Origin of the sequence: Streptantibioticus cattleyicolor NRRL 8057 = DSM 46488, from assembly GCF_000240165.1 — a bacterium.
GTDB lineage: Bacteria > Actinomycetota > Actinomycetes > Streptomycetales > Streptomycetaceae > Streptantibioticus > Streptantibioticus cattleyicolor.
In genome coordinates this window covers 5834228-5848742 of the sequence record NC_017586.1, presented here as the reverse complement: position 1 = coordinate 5848742, position 14515 = coordinate 5834228, and the positions used below count along the sequence as shown (strand labels likewise).

The 14515-nt window shown below is 73.8% G+C and carries 17 protein-coding genes and 1 pseudogene; 9 read left to right on the top strand and 9 right to left on the bottom strand.

All coding sequences use genetic code 11. From position 1 onward, the window contains the following. Positions 1-704 precede the first annotated feature (704 nt). Genes SCATT_RS25760 through SCATT_RS39060 form a run of 5 tightly spaced genes read left to right on the top strand, consistent with a single transcriptional unit; the run spans position 705 to position 2955 of the window. Positions 705-1259 (top strand): ferritin-like domain-containing protein, encoded by a 555-nt coding sequence (locus SCATT_RS25760; protein WP_014146138.1) that lies wholly within the window; start codon positions 705-707, stop codon positions 1257-1259. Positions 1260-1294: 35 nt separating this feature from the next. Continuing rightward, positions 1295-1636: a DUF3140 domain-containing protein gene (locus SCATT_RS25755; RefSeq protein ID WP_014146137.1), complete on the top strand. Its 342-nt coding sequence runs from the start codon at positions 1295-1297 to the stop codon at positions 1634-1636. Between the two features lie 21 nt (positions 1637-1657). Further along, positions 1658-2320 carry an HhH-GDP family DNA glycosylase gene (locus SCATT_RS25750; RefSeq protein ID WP_014146136.1) on the top strand — a complete coding sequence of 221 codons (663 nt, stop codon included), beginning with the start codon at positions 1658-1660 and terminating at the stop codon, positions 2318-2320. A 44-nt stretch (positions 2321-2364) separates the two neighbouring features. Beyond that, the gene (locus tag SCATT_RS25745) at positions 2365-2721 is read left to right on the top strand and encodes a PRC-barrel domain-containing protein (protein WP_014146135.1); all 357 of its coding nucleotides are present in this window, start codon (positions 2365-2367) and stop codon (positions 2719-2721) included. 60 nt (positions 2722-2781) lie between these two features. Further along, positions 2782-2955 carry a hypothetical protein gene (locus SCATT_RS39060; RefSeq protein WP_014146134.1) on the top strand — a complete coding sequence of 58 codons (174 nt, stop codon included), beginning with the start codon at positions 2782-2784 and terminating at the stop codon, positions 2953-2955. Between the two features lie 28 nt (positions 2956-2983). Here the strand turns inward: SCATT_RS39060 and SCATT_RS25740 are convergent, their stop codons facing one another. The 4 genes from SCATT_RS25740 to SCATT_RS25725 form a co-directional block, all read right to left on the bottom strand. Then, complete coding sequence (locus tag SCATT_RS25740) at positions 2984-4204, bottom strand: Cmx/CmrA family chloramphenicol efflux MFS transporter (protein ID WP_014146133.1); 1221 nt, start codon at positions 4202-4204, stop codon at positions 2984-2986. 114 nt (positions 4205-4318) lie between these two features. Beyond that, on the bottom strand, positions 4319-4915 hold the full coding sequence (locus SCATT_RS25735) for a TetR/AcrR family transcriptional regulator (RefSeq protein ID WP_014146132.1): 597 nt from the start codon (positions 4913-4915) through the stop codon (positions 4319-4321). Between the two features lie 81 nt (positions 4916-4996). After that, a complete protein-coding gene (locus SCATT_RS25730) occupies positions 4997-5866 on the bottom strand; it encodes a chitosanase (protein WP_014146131.1) in 870 nt (289 codons plus the stop codon). Positions 5867-6042: 176 nt separating this feature from the next. Next, positions 6043-6438, bottom strand: a complete 396-nt coding sequence (locus SCATT_RS25725) for a VOC family protein (protein ID WP_014146130.1) — start codon at positions 6436-6438, stop codon at positions 6043-6045. 118 nt (positions 6439-6556) lie between these two features. Between SCATT_RS25725 and SCATT_RS25720 the strand changes: the two genes are divergently transcribed. Together SCATT_RS25720 and SCATT_RS25715 are read left to right on the top strand one after the other, a co-directional pair. Then, positions 6557-7339, top strand: a complete 783-nt coding sequence (locus SCATT_RS25720; RefSeq protein WP_014146129.1) for a TetR/AcrR family transcriptional regulator — start codon at positions 6557-6559, stop codon at positions 7337-7339. A gap of 228 nt (positions 7340-7567) precedes the next feature. Continuing rightward, complete coding sequence (locus SCATT_RS25715; protein ID WP_014146128.1) at positions 7568-7993, top strand: hypothetical protein; 426 nt, start codon at positions 7568-7570, stop codon at positions 7991-7993. A 72-nt stretch (positions 7994-8065) separates the two neighbouring features. Here the strand turns inward: SCATT_RS25715 and hpnH are convergent, their stop codons facing one another. After that, positions 8066-9070 carry an adenosyl-hopene transferase HpnH gene (hpnH, locus tag SCATT_RS25710; protein WP_014146127.1) on the bottom strand — a complete coding sequence of 335 codons (1005 nt, stop codon included), beginning with the start codon at positions 9068-9070 and terminating at the stop codon, positions 8066-8068. 113 nt (positions 9071-9183) lie between these two features. Between hpnH and SCATT_RS25705 the strand changes: the two genes are divergently transcribed. Beyond that, entirely contained in the window at positions 9184-9819 is a 636-nt protein-coding gene (locus SCATT_RS25705) for a TetR/AcrR family transcriptional regulator (protein WP_014146126.1), read from the top strand. Positions 9820-9879: 60 nt separating this feature from the next. Here the strand turns inward: SCATT_RS25705 and SCATT_RS25700 are convergent, their stop codons facing one another. Then, positions 9880-11340 (bottom strand): dihydrolipoyl dehydrogenase family protein, encoded by a 1461-nt coding sequence (locus SCATT_RS25700; RefSeq protein ID WP_014628686.1) that lies wholly within the window; start codon positions 11338-11340, stop codon positions 9880-9882. Positions 11341-11533: 193 nt separating this feature from the next. Here SCATT_RS25700 and SCATT_RS25695 point away from each other — a divergent pair, with 193 nt between their 5' ends. Beyond that, entirely contained in the window at positions 11534-12175 is a 642-nt protein-coding gene (locus SCATT_RS25695) for a histidine phosphatase family protein (protein ID WP_014146123.1), read from the top strand. Between the two features lie 9 nt (positions 12176-12184). Here SCATT_RS25695 and SCATT_RS25690 read toward each other — a convergent pair whose 3' ends face one another. From SCATT_RS25690 to SCATT_RS25680, 3 genes and pseudogenes are all read right to left on the bottom strand, one after another. Next, entirely contained in the window at positions 12185-12532 is a 348-nt protein-coding gene (locus tag SCATT_RS25690) for a VOC family protein (protein ID WP_014146122.1), read from the bottom strand. Positions 12533-12552: 20 nt separating this feature from the next. After that, a complete protein-coding gene (locus tag SCATT_RS25685) occupies positions 12553-13950 on the bottom strand; it encodes an NADP-dependent succinic semialdehyde dehydrogenase (protein WP_014146121.1) in 1398 nt (465 codons plus the stop codon). A gap of 31 nt (positions 13951-13981) precedes the next feature. Then, positions 13982-14479, bottom strand: a pseudogene (locus tag SCATT_RS25680) (DUF1275 family protein); the annotation flags it as partial. Positions 14480-14515: the final 36 nt, after the last annotated feature.

Sequence of the window (14515 nt, the reverse complement as noted above, 5' to 3'; positions counted from 1 at the left end):
GCGTGGGCGGTCGCGGCGGGCGCCGCGGACGCGGCGAGGAAGACCGCGGTGAGCAGCAGCGCCGACGGGCGCCGCCGCGCCGCGCTCTCCCCCGCGTCCTCCCCGGCCGGCCCCGGGGGCCGGCCGGGAGACGGCTTACGGCCATGGCGTGAACAGCGCACTGGGCACCGCCCTTCCGCACGTGCCTGGCGGCGGCACGGACGCCGCCGTACCGCTCCCCTCCTCCGCGGGCCCGTCCGGTGACGGCGGACCCGCTGGGGACCAGGCTGTCCCTCCGGCGGCCCCGGCAGACCGAACCCCACGCAGATTCACGCGATCGGCGGTTTTCCGGCCAGGGAGGTTTGAAGTACGCGGCACGACGAAGCGACGCGGAACGTGGAAGACCCCGGTCAGGACGGGGGGGACCTGACCGGGGCCGACTGGGGGCGGGCGGCGGAACGGGGCACCGGACGGTGCGGGCCTCCGTCGGCCAACCACGCATCGCTAGTTTAACCCAAAACCACCATGCCCTCTCCGCAGGCCCGGCCCGAGGCGCCCACGGCCGCGCCACGACGCCGGTCGGCCGGGCCCCGGGGCGTCCGCCGCCACCTGGCTGACCGGGTCACCGGCACGGCGTTCGCGTCGCGGGAAACGGGTACCCGCATTGCCGCGGGCGGCCACCGCCGTCCGCCGCGGACACGCAAGGAAAGGGCGGTTTCCCCCACATGGCGGAGTTCCTGACCGACATCGAGACGATCCGGGCCCGCGCCCGCCAGGAGATCGACAAGGGCCCGGTGACCGACGCCTACGGCGCCGATCTGGGCCGGGTGCTCCAGGTGCTCAACGAGGCGCTGGCCACCGAGATCGTCTGCACCCTGCGCTATAAGCGCCACTACTTCACGGCCACCGGGCTCTTCTCCGAGCCGGTCGCCGCCGAGTTCCTGGAGCACGCGCGGGAGGAGCAGGAGCACGCCGACCGGTTCGCCGGACGCATCGTGCAGCTCGGCGGCGAACCGGACTTCGACCCCGACACGCTCACCGGCCGGGCCCACGCCCAGTACGACGCCAGCGGCGACCTGGTGGCGATGATCAAGGAGGACCTGATCGCCGAGCGGGTGGCGATCGCCGCGTACACGGAGATCGCCCAGTGGCTCGGCGACAAGGACCCGACCACCCGCCGGGTCTTCGAGGACGTGCTGGCGCAGGAGGAGGAGCACGCCGACGACATGCGCGGACTGCTCGAACGCCTCCCCCAGGAACGGCCCGGCCCGGCGTCCTGAACCCCGACCGCCCGCGAGATCCGGAAGGCAGCACCATGAGCGACATCCCCTCCGCCGAACTGGACACGCTGTGGGACGAGTTCCACCGGGTGGTCAACATGACCTCCCAGGAACTGAGCGACTGGCTCAGGACCCGTTCGGCCGACGAGTCCGGCGAGGCGCTGCCGGACGAGGCCGGCACCGAGCGCGGCCGGCGCGTCCTGGCCATCCTCGGCAAGCGCAAGCGCGATGTCACCGGCGACGACGTGGAGACCATGCGCCGGGTCGTCGACGTGGTCACCACCGAGCGCCGCCAGGACCTGGAGCCCACCGCCGGCCAGAGCAACTGGCGGCACCGGCTGATGACCATCGGCCACGATCCGCTCAAGCCCGCCTGACCGGGAAGGCGGTGCACGGCGATGGCGGTTTCGCAACGGCAGCGTGAGACGGTCCGCGCGCTCCTGGACGAGCACGGGCGGACGTACGCCGAGGAGGCGGGGATCCACCTCAAGGACACCCCGCAGCCGCTGTACCAGCTGGTGGTCCTGGCCACCCTGCTCAGCGCCCGCATCAAAGCGCAGGTGGCCACGGCGGCGGCCCGGGCACTGTTCGAGGCCGGGCTGGGCGACCCGCGCCGCATGGCCGACGCCGACTGGCAGCGGCGGGTGGACGCGCTCGGCGAGGGCCACTACCGGCGCTACGACGAACGCACCGCCACCCAGCTCGGCGAGGGCGCCGCGCTCCTCCTCGACCGCTACGGCGGCGATGTGCGCCGGATGCGGCAGGCGAGCGACGGCGACCCGGACGCGCTGCGGCGGTCGCTGCGCGAGGTGCCCGGCATCGGACCGGTGGGCGCCGACATCTTCATCCGCGAAGCGCAGTCGCTGTGGCCGGAGTTCGGCCCGTTCTTCGACGACAAGGCGGTCAGGGGCGCCGGGCGCGTCGGGCTGCCCACCTCGCCGGAGGAGCTTGCCCACCTCGCCGGACGGGAGCGGTGGGCCGCGCTCGCCGCCGCGCTGGTGCGTTCCGCGCTCGACAAGGACGTGGCCGAGGAGGTCGGCGAAAGCGCCGGTCACCGCTGACCGGCCGGCCGGCCCCCGGCATGCTCAGGCGTTAGGGAGGAACGGTGCTCGAAGCCGAGGACATCCGCCAGTGGCGGGGCCGTGACGTGGTCGACACCGACGGCCACCGGATCGGTTCGCTGGAGTCGGTGTACGTGGACACCGCGACCGACCGGCCGGCCTTCGCCGCGGTCACCGTGGGGCTGCCGACCCGCCGCCGGCTGGTCTTCGTCCCGCTGGCCGGCGCCACGGTGACCCCGGACCATCTGCGGGTGGGGTATCCGCGCGGCCGGGTGAAGAAGGCGCCGTCGATCGCGACCGACGGCGAGCTGACCGCCGAGGCCGAACCGGAGGTCTTCGCCCACTACGAGCTGCCGTTCGAGCCGGGCAGCGGCGGGGAACGGCGGCTGGCCCGCCGCTGACCCGTACCGACCCGGCACCCGACGTCTTCCCCGCACCGACCGACGCCGTACGGAGGCATCATGGTCCCCCTTCTGCTTCTTCTGATCATCGTCGCCATCGCCCTGGGCATCATCGGGGCGGTGGTCAAGGGGCTGCTCTACCTGCTGGTCATCGGGGTGGTGGTCTTCCTGCTGAGCCTGATCCTCTTCGGGCTGCGGCTGGGCCGCCGGATGGGCCGGGGCCGGGCCCGCTGAGCGCGGCCGGGCGGCCCGGGGCCGGCGGTCAGCGTGCCGCCGTCTCCGGCCGCCGCTCCGGCACGCTCCCGGCCACCGTCCGCGACGTACGCCCCGCGCCGGCCCGCCGGTCCAGGGTTACCGAGACCGCCGCGGTGGCCAGCGCCCCGGCCCCCAGCACCGCGCTGACCACGGCCACCGAGGGGTAGCCCCAGCCCGCCCCGATGGCGACGCCGCCCAGCCACGGGCCCACCGTGTTGCCCACGTTGAACGCGGCGGTGCTCACCGCCCCGGCGAGCGTGGGCGCCTCTGCGGCCAGCGAGAACACCCGGGCGTTGAGCGCGGGGTTGACGGCGAACCCCACCAGTCCCAGCGCGGCGGTGACGACCACGGTGACCACCGCCTGGTGCGCGGTGAACGCCAGCGTCACGCAGACGGCGACCATGGCGGCGAGTCCGGCGGTGAGCGTGGCGGTGGGACGGGAGTCGGCGAACCGGCCGCCGACCGTCAGCCCGATCACCGCGCCGACCCCGAAGAGGGTGAGCACCGCGGGCACCCAGCCCTCGGCCAGTCCGCCGGCCCGGGTGAGCAGGGCGGCCAGGTAGCTGAAGGTGCAGAAGAGCGCGCCCTGGGTCAGCGCGGTGGTGCCGTAGGCGACCCAGATCCGGGGCCGGCCCAGGGCCCGCAGCTCACCGGCGATGGCACGTGGCTGCTCGGTGCGGCCGGTCGCGGAACGCAGCGTGAACAGCAGCCCGATCGTGGCCAGTACGCACAGCACGGCCACCGCCCAGAAGGCCGCCCGCCAGCCCGCGTGCTGGCCCAGCAGGGCACCGGCCGGCACCCCCACCACGTTGGCGACCGCCAGTCCGCCGACCACCACGGCGAGCGCCCTGGCCCGCGAGTCGGAAGGCACCAGCTCCACCGCGGTGGCGGCGGCCACCGCCCAGAACCCCGCGTACGCCAGCGCCCCGACGACCCGGGTGGCGAAGAGCGCCCCGTACCCGGGGGCGAGCGCCCCGGCGACCTGGTCGGCGGCGAAGACCACCAGGAACGCCAGGAGCGCGGTGCGCCGTGGCCACCGCAGGGTGAGCACGGCCAGCAGCGGCGCGCCCACCACCATGCCGACCGCGAAGGCCGACACCAGCAGTCCGGCGTCCGGGATGCTCACCCCCAGGTCACCGGCGATCTGCGGCAGCAGCCCGGACAGCATGAACTCCGACGTCCCCTGGGCGAAGATGCTCAGGCCCAGGACGTAGACGACCAACGGCACGGCAGACCCTCCCGGGCGGCCGGCCGCGGACGCGGGGCCACCCCGTACTCGTATTGGACAGATCGATTCAAAACATGGGCACGGCAAAGGCCGGCACCCCGGCGGGGTGGCGGCTCACAGGGCGGCGAGCGCGGTGGCGGCCGCCCCTTCCAGTGCCTCGCGGGGCGCGCCGCCACGGGCCAGCACGCGCATGCCGCTAACCGTGGCGACCACGAAGTGGGCCAGGTCGCGCGGCGACTTGGCGGGGTCGATCTCCCCGGCCGCCTGGCCGGCCGCGAACACGCCGGTCAGCAGGGCGAGCCGGCGGTCGAGGTCACGGGCGAGGAGTTCGGAGACCTCGGGGTCGCGTCCGCCCAGCTCCACCATGGAGTTGACGACGAAACAGCCCGGCACCCCGGGGTCCTCCACCTCGCGGGCGGTGTCGTACTCGTCGGAGACCACCTGCCCGAACAGGGCGCCGATCCGCTCGCGGACGCGTCCGGCGCCCTCCAACACGGCGGCCTGGCGCGCGAAGACCCGTTCGGTGTAGCGGCGCAAGGCCCGGCAGTAGAGGTCGCGTTTGCTGGAGAAGGTGTTGTAGACGCTGCTGCGGCCCAGCCCGGTGGCCTCGCACAGGTCGTGCGTCGAGGTCGCCTCGTAGCCGGCGGCCCAGAAGGCGCGCATCGCCGCCTCGACCGCCCCGTCCTCGTCGAACTGCCGGGGTCGTCCCATGTCCGGGAGCCTATGCGTTTTGGACCGAGCGATGCAATACCGTTCGGGGGCGCCCGGGAAGGCGGGCGCCCCCGCGGGCGGTCAGTGGTCGATGGAGTAACTGTCGCCGTAGACCTTCCACTTCAGCGGCGGGTCCAGGTCGAGGTTGCCGTTGCGCAGGAAGACCCGCTGCTCGGTGTCGACCCGGCTGGTGTCGCTGTGCGCCTCCTCGTCCTTCATCGCCACCTTGCGGGCGTCGAGGAACGCGTTGAGGTAGGCGGTCTCGTCGCCGCCCTGGGACGGCGGCTTCGCCTTCTTCAGCGCGTTCCTGCGGATCGAGCCGAAGCTGTCCTTGTCGTCGCCGTTGCCGTGCATGACGATCGCGTCGTAGTAGATGAACTGGCCCAGCGTGCGCACCCCGTCCGCCTTGGCCCGGGCGACCGCGGGGTCGAAGTAGACGCGGTCGCGCTCCTCGTCCTGGGCGGCCTGGAAGACCTTGTCCTGGGCGGCCTTCTTCCAGGCGTTGACGAACGGGGTGCCGAGCCCGGCGTGCGAGTCGGTGCCGTTGACCTTGCGCAGCGCGGGGAGGAACGGGGCCAGCGGGTTGCCCGGTTCCCGCTTGGTGTAGTACTCGACGAGGTCGAGCATGTCGCCGGTACCGGAGCAGAAGCCGATGATGCCGGCGGTGTAGCCGCGGCCGTCGCCGATGTCCTCGATGTACTTGTACTGGGCCTTCCAGTCGAGGCTGGAGTTCTCCGCGCTGGAGACCAGCTCCATGGCGATCTCCTTCTTGCGCGGGTCGTCCAGTCCGGCGCCGGCGGCCACGGCGTGCGCGGCCGCGGCGGTCGACGCCGGCCGCGCGGTGTCGCCGGTCGCCGCGAACGCGGTCGGTACGGCGCCCGCCGCGATCACCCCGCCGGCGACCAGCAGGGCGATACGTCCCCGGGAGCGTAATGCGCGGTGTCGGTGCACTTGCCTCTCCGTTTCCGGCCGTGGGCGGCCATGGTTCGGGCTGGGCAGCGGAGCCGAACCAAGTTAGTAAAGTTTCCTAACTTGACGGCTGCCGTGAATTGAAGCACCGCGCGGCGCGTACGCCAAGGGGGGCGGCGGCGGTTCGGCCCCGCCGTCGCCCCCCCCGTGCCGCGTTCTCAGCCGGCCTGCGCCCCGGCCCCCTTCCAGTCCATCAGCTGCACGATCACCCCGTTGGGGTCGCGCACCTGGAAGGCGCGTTCACCCCATTCCTCCTCGGTCGGCTCCATGGTGACGGGCACGCCTTCGGCACGGAGCCGGGCGAGTTCGCCTTCGAGGTCGTCCACCGTGAAGGCGAGGATCAGCCCGGCCGCGTGGACGTCCCGCTGGTCGGCCGGGAGGGTCTCCAGCCCGCACCGCAGGAAGACCACGTCGAACCCGAGCCCGTCCCGCGCCAGCGAGGCGAACCCGTCGGCCGCCATCTCCTCCCGGAACCCGAAGTGCTCCACCAGGAAGGCGCTGGAGGCGGCGACGTCCGCCACGTTCAACGACACCGCGCTCGCGGATATCCGCACGAAGACTCCTCGTGGTCGGTCCCAGTAACGCTGTACAACGTACTCTGTACGAGGTACAGAGTACAAGGGGCGGCCATCCGCCGACCCGGGCCCGCGCCCGGTGCGAGAAGATCTCCCCGTGACCAGCCGACGACCCGCCGCCCACGACCCCGCCCGCACCCTGCAACTGCTGTGGCGTCAGCCCACCTCCGACCGCCGGCGCGGACCGCGCCCGGGGCTGAGCATCGACGCGGTGGTGGACGCGGCGACCGCGATCGCCGACGCGGAGGGGCTCGCGGCGGTCACCATGCGCAAGGTGGCCCAGGCGCTCGGCGTGGTCCCGATGACGCTCTACACCTATGTGCCGGGCAAGGCCGAGCTGCTGGAGCTGATGCTGGACGCCGCGTACGGGCGGATGGCCCGCACCGACACCACCGGCCGGCCGTGGCGGGAACGGGTGGCCGCGGTGGCGGAGGAGAACCGGGCGCTCTACCGGCGGCATCCCTGGGCCGCGGCGGTCTCCACCAGCCGTCCGCCGCTGGGCCCGGGGCAGATGGCCAAGTACGAGCACGAGTTGTCGGCGCTCGACGGGCTCGGCCTCGACGACGTCACCATGGACGACTGCCTGGCGTATCTGCTCGCGTTCGTGCAGGCATGCGCCCGCGCGGACGCCGAGGCGCGGGCGGTGCGGCAGGAGAGCGCCATGGACGACGAGGAGTGGTGGGCGGTCAACGGGCCGCTGTTCGCCCGGGTCTTCGACGAACGGGCCTATCCGCTGGCGGCCCGGGTCGGCGCCGCGGCCGGCGCCGCGCACGGCAGCGCCTACAACCCCGATCACGCCTACGCCTTCGGACTGGAACGCGTGCTGGACGCGCTCGCCGCCCTCATCGACCCCAACACCGTTGGGAAGAGCGCGCGTTGACGACGGCGCGATGACGCGCGGCGGCCCGGCCAGGTCGCCGCGAAGATGACGCATTGCCCGATTTCAATCGTCTTCGGGGGGCGATTCACCTCTTGTTGCGAACTGGTGACATGGAACGCCGCAACGCGTCCGACGGTCAGCTTGTCTATGGAGACGACATCACGGCAATCAGCCGAATCCCGGCGCGGTGGCCGTGACCCCGATGGTCCTTCGTCGAAAGGGACTCAGATGAACGCCACGAAGCGCTCCGCCACCCGCCTCGCCGCCGCCGGCGTGCTCGGCGCCACCGCGGTGCTGCTGGCGGCCACCACCGCCTCCGCGGCCGGCCCCGCCGTCCCCGTCCCGTCCGCCGCTCCGGCCGCCCGGGCCGCCGTCTCCGTACCGGCCACCATCACCGCCCATGCCTCGGTCGGCACGGTGCGGGCGTGGCAGGAGTTCCGCGTCACCGGCAAGACCACCGGGCTGCGGCCGGGCGCCTCGATCACCCTTCAGCAGAAGCAGCGGGGCCGCTGGGTCTCGCTGCCCGCGAGCGCCCCCGTCCACCGCGACGGGACGTACTCCCTTCGGGTGAAGCTGGGCCTTCGCGGGGTGAACCAGCTGCGGATCGTCAGCGGCTCCACGGCCTCCCCGGTCTTCCAGGTCACCGTGGGCTGACGCGAGAAGCCGGGGTCACCGCGGCCGGCCGGTCACGGCCCGGCCGGGCGGCCCCGGCGGCGCCCGGCCGGGTCAGCGGCCGGTCACCGCGCGCAAGGACTCCTTGAGCGACCCCATGGTGGCCAGCACGGCGGTGGGCTCGTAGCCGCAGTGCGCCATGCAGTTGTCGCACCGCGGGTCCCTGCCGCGCCCGTACTTGTCCCACTCGGTGGTCTCCAGCAGCTCCTTGTAGGTGGCCGCGTAACCGTCGGACATCAGGTAGCAGGGGCGCTGCCAGCCGAAGAGGGAGTACGAGGGGATCGCCCAGGGGGTGCACTCGAAGTCGGTGCGGCCCTCCAGGAAGTCCAGGTACAGCTCGGAGTGGTTCAGCCGCCACTTGCGGCGGCGGCCCTCGGAGAACGCCTTCCGGAACAGCTGCCGGGTCTGCTCGACGCCGAGGAAACGTTCCTGGTCGGGGGCCTTCTCGTAGGCGTAGCCGGGCGAGATCTCCATGCGGTCGACCTTCAGTTCGTCGTTGAGGTAGTCCAGCACCTCGATGACGTCCTGGGGGCTGTCGTTGTTGAAGAAGGTCGAGTTGGTGTAGACCGCGAACCCGGCCGCCTTGGCCTGGCGGATCGCCTCGATGGCGTCGTCGAAGACACCTTCCTTGCTCACCGACTCGTCGTGCCGCTCGCGCAGCCCGTCGATGTGGACCATCCAGGCGAAATTGCGGTGCGGGGTGAACTTGTGCAAGTGCTTCGGCAGCAGCACGGCGTTGGTGCACAGCACCACGAACTTGCCGCGGTCGAGCAGTTCCCGCGTCATCAGGTGGATCTGGGGGTGCATCAGCGGCTCACCGCCGGCCAGCGAGACCATCGGCGCGCCGCACTCCTCGACGGCGCCGATGACCTGCTGGACCGGCATACGCTGCTTGAGCACACCGGCCGGGTGCTGGATCTTGCCGCAGCCGTTGCACTTGAGATTGCACGCGAACAGCGGTTCCACCTCGACGATGAGCGGGAACTTCTCGCGCCGCAACAGCTTCTGCTTCAGCAGGTAACCGCCCATTTTGACGGTGAGGTTGAGCGGGAGTCCCATGGTCGATGTCTCCGTTCCCGAGCCCTTCGTTTCCGGTGCCGTGCGGCGGTAACCCGTGGCACGGACCCCGGCCTCCCTTCCAACATACAGTCTGTATGGAACAGGATGTATGTATGACCGTGCCACACTTGCCCAGCAGCCGCCGCGCCGAACATGTGACCGACACCCGCCGGGCCCTGCTCTCGGCGGCCCGACGCCTCTTCGCCGACCGCGGCTACGCGGCCACCGGCACCGAGGACATCGTCACCGCGGCCCGGGTCACCCGCGGTGCGCTCTACCACCACTTCCGCGACAAGGCCGACCTGTTCCGCGCGGTGATGGCCGAATGCGCGCAGGAGATGGCCGAGCGCCTGGTCGAGCAGGAGGTGCGGCGCGCCGAGGAGCACCCCGGCGACGCCTGGCAGCTGCTGCGCACCGGCTTCCAGTCGTTCCTGGACGCGTGCACCGACCCCGACTTCCAGCGGATCGTGCTGATCGAGGGGCCCGCCGTGCTGGGCCACAGCGCCTGGGACGCGCTGGTCGAACGGCACGGCTACGGGCTGCTCGCCGAGGCGCTGACCGAGGCGATCGCGGAGGGCCGGGTCGACCCGCTGCCGGTGCGCCCGCTGACCCGGATGCTGGCCGCGCTGATCTCCGAGGCCAGCTTGTACATCGCCCGGGCCGACGACCACGAGGAGGCCCGCCGGGAAGCCGGCGCCGTACTCGACCGCCTCCTGACCGGCCTGACCGCCCGCCAGCCCGCGTCGTAGCCTGCGGCAGGGCCCGCTGCCTCCGCCCGGGCGCGGCCGTCCCGAAGGCGTACCGCGCCGTCAGCCGCGGTACGCCTCCAGCAGGCGCAGCCACACCTCGCTGATGGTCGGGTACGCCGGCACCGCGTGCCAGAGCCGGTCCAGCGGGACGCGGGCGGCCACGGCGACGGTGGCGGAGTGGAGCAGTTCGCCGACGCCGGGGCCGGCGAAGGTGACGCCGAGCAGGTGGCCGGCGTCCTCGTCGACCACCATGCGGGCCCGGCCCTGGTAGCCGTCGGCGTACAGGGCGGCGCCGGCCACCTGGCCGAGGTCGTGGTCGACGGCGCGCACCCGGTGGCCGGCGCGCTCGGCCGCCTCGGCGGTGAGGCCCACCGAGGCCACCTCGGGGTCGGTGAAGACCACCTGGGGCACCGCGGCGGTGTCGGCGGTGGCCGCGTGGCGCCCCCAGGACGCGGTGTCCAGCGGCTCGCCCTTGGCCCGGGCGGCGATGGCGGCGCCGGCGATCCGGGCCTGGTACTTGCCCATGTGGGTCAGCAGGGCGCGGTGGTTGACGTCGCCGGCGGCGTAGAGCCAGCCGCCGGCGACCGCGGTCACCCGGCAGGTGTCGTCCACCTCCAGCGGGCGGCCGGCGGTCAGCCCCACGCTCTCCAGGCCCAGGTCGTCGGTGCGCGGTGCCCGTCCGGTGGCGAAGAGCACCTCGTCGCCGATGAACTCGTGGCCGCCCTCGACGGTGACGACCACGGGCCCGTCCGTACGGTCGCGGCGCACCGCGGTGACGGGGGCGCCGAAGCGCACGGTGACCCCGCCGCGCGCCAGCGACCCGGTGACCAGCTCACCGGCGAACGGCTCCATCCGCTCCAGCAGCCGGCCGCCGCGGACCAGGACGGTCACCTGGGCGCCGAGCGCCCGCCAGGCGGTGGCCATCTCGACCGCCACCACACCGCCGCCGACCACGATCAGCCGGCCGGGGACCTCCTTGGCCGAGGTGGCCTCCCGGCTGGTCCACGGGCGTGCCCGGTCGATCCCGGGCAGGTCGGGCAGGGCGGCGCGGCTGCCGGTGCAGACCGCCACCGCGTGCCGGGCGGTGAGGGTACGCGGCGTCCCGTCCGCCCCGCGCACCTCGACCCGGCGTTCCCCGGCGAGCCGTCCGTGGCCGCGCACCAGCTCGATGCCGGCCGACTCCAGCCACGCCACCTGCCCGTCGTCGCGCCAGTGCGAGGCGAACGCGTCGCGGTGGGCGAGGACGGCCGGGGCGTCGAGGCCGCCGCGGACCGCCTCGCGGGCGCCGGGGGCGCGACGGGCGTCGGCGTGGGCGATCACCGGGCGCAGCAGGGCCTTGCTGGGCATGCAGGCCCAGTAGGAGCACTCGCCGCCGACGAGTTCGCTCTCCACCACCACCGTGGTGAGCCCCGCGGCCCGGGTGCGGTCGGCGAGGTTCTCGCCGGTGGGTCCGGCGCCGAGCACGATCACGTCGTACTCCCCGGCCGTCCCGCCCCTCGTCGCGTCCGTTGCGGCTGTCACGATCCGGCCTCCCGATGCTCGCCCGTGCGGCGTACGACGCCGCCCCCATCCTGCGTCAGCGCGCCGGGGTACGCACCCGGCGTGCGCCGCCCGGAGGGGCCGGGCGCAAGATGGGGGGTGCACCTGGTAACCGTCCGACGGCGCCGCCCACCGGGCGCGCCGCCGGGCACCGATGAGGGACGTGGGTTAGGACATGGGCGAGTTGATCCTGGTCAGGCACGGCGAGACCGAGTGGAGCCGGACCATGAAACACACCAGCTGGACCGACCTGCCGCTGACCGCCAAGGGTGAGGAACAGGCGCGGGCGCTGCGCCCGTTGCTGGCCCGGCGGCGGATCGCCGTGACCATGTCCAGCCCGATGGCCCGGGCGCTGCGCACCGCGGACCTGGCGGGCCTGGGCACCCCGGTGGTCGAGCCCGATCTGCACGAGTGGGACTACGGCGGCTACGAGGGGGTGACCACCGTGGAGATCCACCGCACCCGGCCCGACTGGGACCTGTGGCGGCACGGGGTGGCCGCGGGCCCCGCCGAGCACCCCGGGGAGTCGCCGGAGCAGGTCGGCGAGCGCGCCGACCGGGTGCTGAAGCTGGTGGACGCGGCGCTGCGGGACGCCGACCTGGACGGTGAGGGCGGTGACGTGGTGCTCGTCGGCCACGCGCACTTCTTCCGGGCGCTGGCGGCCCGCCGGCTGGGGCTGCCGGCCTCCTCCGGGGCGCTCTTCCGGCTGGACACCGCCTCGGTGAGCCGGCTGGGCACCGAGCACGGGCACCCCGCCATCGCCTCGTGGAACGTGCGTCCGCTGGTGCTCCAGACCCCGCCGGAGGCCACCGCCTGAACGGAGCCGTCAGCGCGGCGGCACGATGAGGCAGAACTCGTTGCCCTCCGGGTCGGCGAGGACGGCGGTCAGCCAGCCGCGGTCGTCGAACGGGCCGCGCAGCCGACGGGCGCCGTCGGCCAGCAGCCGGTCGAGGTGCGGCTGGAGGGCGTCGACCCGCAGGTCGAGGTGCATCCGGTTCTTGCCCGACCGGGGTTCCGGCACCCGCTGGAGCAGCAGGTCGGGCCGGCGGCCCGCGGGGTCGGCGAGGCCCACGTAGGGCGGGTCGCCGCCGGTGCGCCGGTAGCCGAGGGCGCCGGCCCAGAAGGCGGCCAGCCGCTCGGGGTCGGCGCAGTCGAGCACCATGGCCAGTTCCATCGCGTCCTCCCCCGCGCGTGTCAGGCGCCGTACCAGACGGTGGTCACGTTGCAGAACTCGCGGATGCCGTGGCCGGACAGCTCGCGTCCGTAGCCGGAGCGTTTGACGCCGCCGAAGGGCATCGCGGGGTGGGAGGCGGTCATGCCGTTGAAGTAGACGCCGCCGGCCTCGATGTCGCGGACGAAGCGGCGCTGCTCGTCCTCGTCGTGCGTCCACACGTTGGAACTGAGGCCGAACGGCGAGTCGTTGGCGAGGCGGACGGCCTGGTCGGCGTCGTCCACCCGGTAGACCGTGGCGACCGGGCCGAAGGCCTCCTCCCGGTGGATCCGCATCTCCCCGGTGATCCCGGAGAGCACGGTGGGCCGGTAGTACCAGCCGGCCGTGAGTTCCTGCGGGCGCCGGCCGCCGCACAGCACCCGGGCCCCGTGCGCGGTCGCGTCGGCCACCAGGTCCTCCAGGTCGGTCCGGCCCTTCTCGGTGGCCACCGGGCCGACGTCCGTGGTGGACGCCATCGGATCGCCGACCGTCAGCGCCCCCATGGCCTCGGTGAACCGGGCGGCGAAGTCGTCGTAGACGTCGCGGTGGACGATGAACCGCTTGGCGGCGATGCACGACTGGCCGTTGTTCTGCACCCGGGCGGTGACCGCGGTGCGTACCGCGCGGTCGAGGTCGCCGGCGACCGAGGGCATCACGATGAACGGGTCGCTGCCGCCCAGTTCGAGCACGGTCTTCTTCACCTCGTCGCCGGCGATGGAGGCCACCGAGCGGCCCGCCGGTTCGCTGCCGGTGAGGGTGGCGGCGGCGATCCGGGGGTCACGCAGCAGGCCGGCCACGGCGTCGGTGCCGATCAGCAGGGTCTGGAAGCAGCCGTCCGGGTAGCCGGCGCGGCGGAAGAGGTCGCCGAGGTAGAGCGCGGTCTGCGGCACGTTGGAGGCGTGCTTGAGCAGTCCGGTGTTGCCGGCCATCAGCGCGGGGGCGGCGAACCGCACCACCTGCCACAGCGGGAAGTTCCACGGCATGACGGCGAGCACCACGCCGAGCGGGCGGTAGCGGACGTAGGCGCGGGAGCCGCCGGAGTCGGCGACGTCGGCGGCCGAGGGGAGTTCGTCGGCGAGGAGCCGTTCGGCGTTGCGGGCGTACCAGCGCATCGCCTTGACGCACTTGGCCGCCTCGGCGGTGGCCGCCGCCAGGGTCTTGCCCATCTCGGTGGTCATCGTGCGGGCGATCTCGTCCTGCTCCTTCTCCAGCAGGTCCGCGGCGGCTTCCAGCAGGGCGGCGCGGGAGGCGAAGTCGGTGGTGCGCCACTGGCGGAAGGCGGCCTCGGCGCGGGCCACCCGCCGCTCGATCTCGTCCGGGCCGAACGGCTCGAAGGTCTTGACGGTCTCGCCGGTCGCGGGGTTGACGGTCGCGATGGCCATGGTGGTCCTCCTCGGTGCCCGGGTGCAGTGGTCACGTGCCCGGTTCGCGGGGGTTCATCCGTCGGCGCGGGAGGGCGGTGAGCAGGCCGGCCGCGACGGTGGCGGACGGCAGCGCGGCGGCCCAGGCGGGTGCGGCGTGGCGGACGGCGGCGGTCGCTGCGGCCCCGGCGGCCAGGGCGAGCAGCCGTACCGGGACCCAGCGGTCGGCGGTGCCCTGGAGGCCGCCGGCGCCGCGCATGAGGAACGTGGCGAGGGTGCCGGTCAGATACGTCGACGGCCGCAGCGCCGGGCTCGCCGCGAGCATGGCCCCGGACTGGACGCCCATCGCCAGCGCCGCCAGCACCAGCAGCACCCGGCGCGCCGCACCCCCGGGCGCCCCGCCGCAGGCGGCCCACAGCCCCGTCGCCACGGCCAGCAGCGCCACCTCGCCGCCCAGGCAGGCCGGCACCCGGCGGGGCCAGGGTCCGGTACGGCACAGCCGCCCGGCGCCGAGGTTGCCGGTGGTGAACCCGGCGAGCGCCAGCAGCGGCGCCCCGACGTCCGCCGGGCGTACGGGCCCACCGCG

Coding starts and splice junctions, on each gene's coding strand:
- SCATT_RS25760 (WP_014146138.1), top strand. CDS start 705: ATGGCGGAGTTCCTGACCGACATCGAGACGATCCGGGCCCGCGCCCGC.
- SCATT_RS25755 (WP_014146137.1), top strand. CDS start 1,295: ATGAGCGACATCCCCTCCGCCGAACTGGACACGCTGTGGGACGAGTTC.
- SCATT_RS25695 (WP_014146123.1), top strand. CDS start 11,534: ATGGGCGAGTTGATCCTGGTCAGGCACGGCGAGACCGAGTGGAGCCGG.
- SCATT_RS25705 (WP_014146126.1), top strand. CDS start 9,184: ATGACCGTGCCACACTTGCCCAGCAGCCGCCGCGCCGAACATGTGACC.
- SCATT_RS25735 (WP_014146132.1), bottom strand. CDS start 4,915: ATGGGACGACCCCGGCAGTTCGACGAGGACGGGGCGGTCGAGGCGGCG.
- hpnH (WP_014146127.1), bottom strand. CDS start 9,070: ATGGGACTCCCGCTCAACCTCACCGTCAAAATGGGCGGTTACCTGCTG.
- SCATT_RS25750 (WP_014146136.1), top strand. CDS start 1,658: ATGGCGGTTTCGCAACGGCAGCGTGAGACGGTCCGCGCGCTCCTGGAC.
- SCATT_RS39060 (WP_014146134.1), top strand. CDS start 2,782: ATGGTCCCCCTTCTGCTTCTTCTGATCATCGTCGCCATCGCCCTGGGC.
- SCATT_RS25690 (WP_014146122.1), bottom strand. CDS start 12,532: ATGGAACTGGCCATGGTGCTCGACTGCGCCGACCCCGAGCGGCTGGCC.
- SCATT_RS25685 (WP_014146121.1), bottom strand. CDS start 13,950: ATGGCCATCGCGACCGTCAACCCCGCGACCGGCGAGACCGTCAAGACC.
- SCATT_RS25715 (WP_014146128.1), top strand. CDS start 7,568: ATGAACGCCACGAAGCGCTCCGCCACCCGCCTCGCCGCCGCCGGCGTG.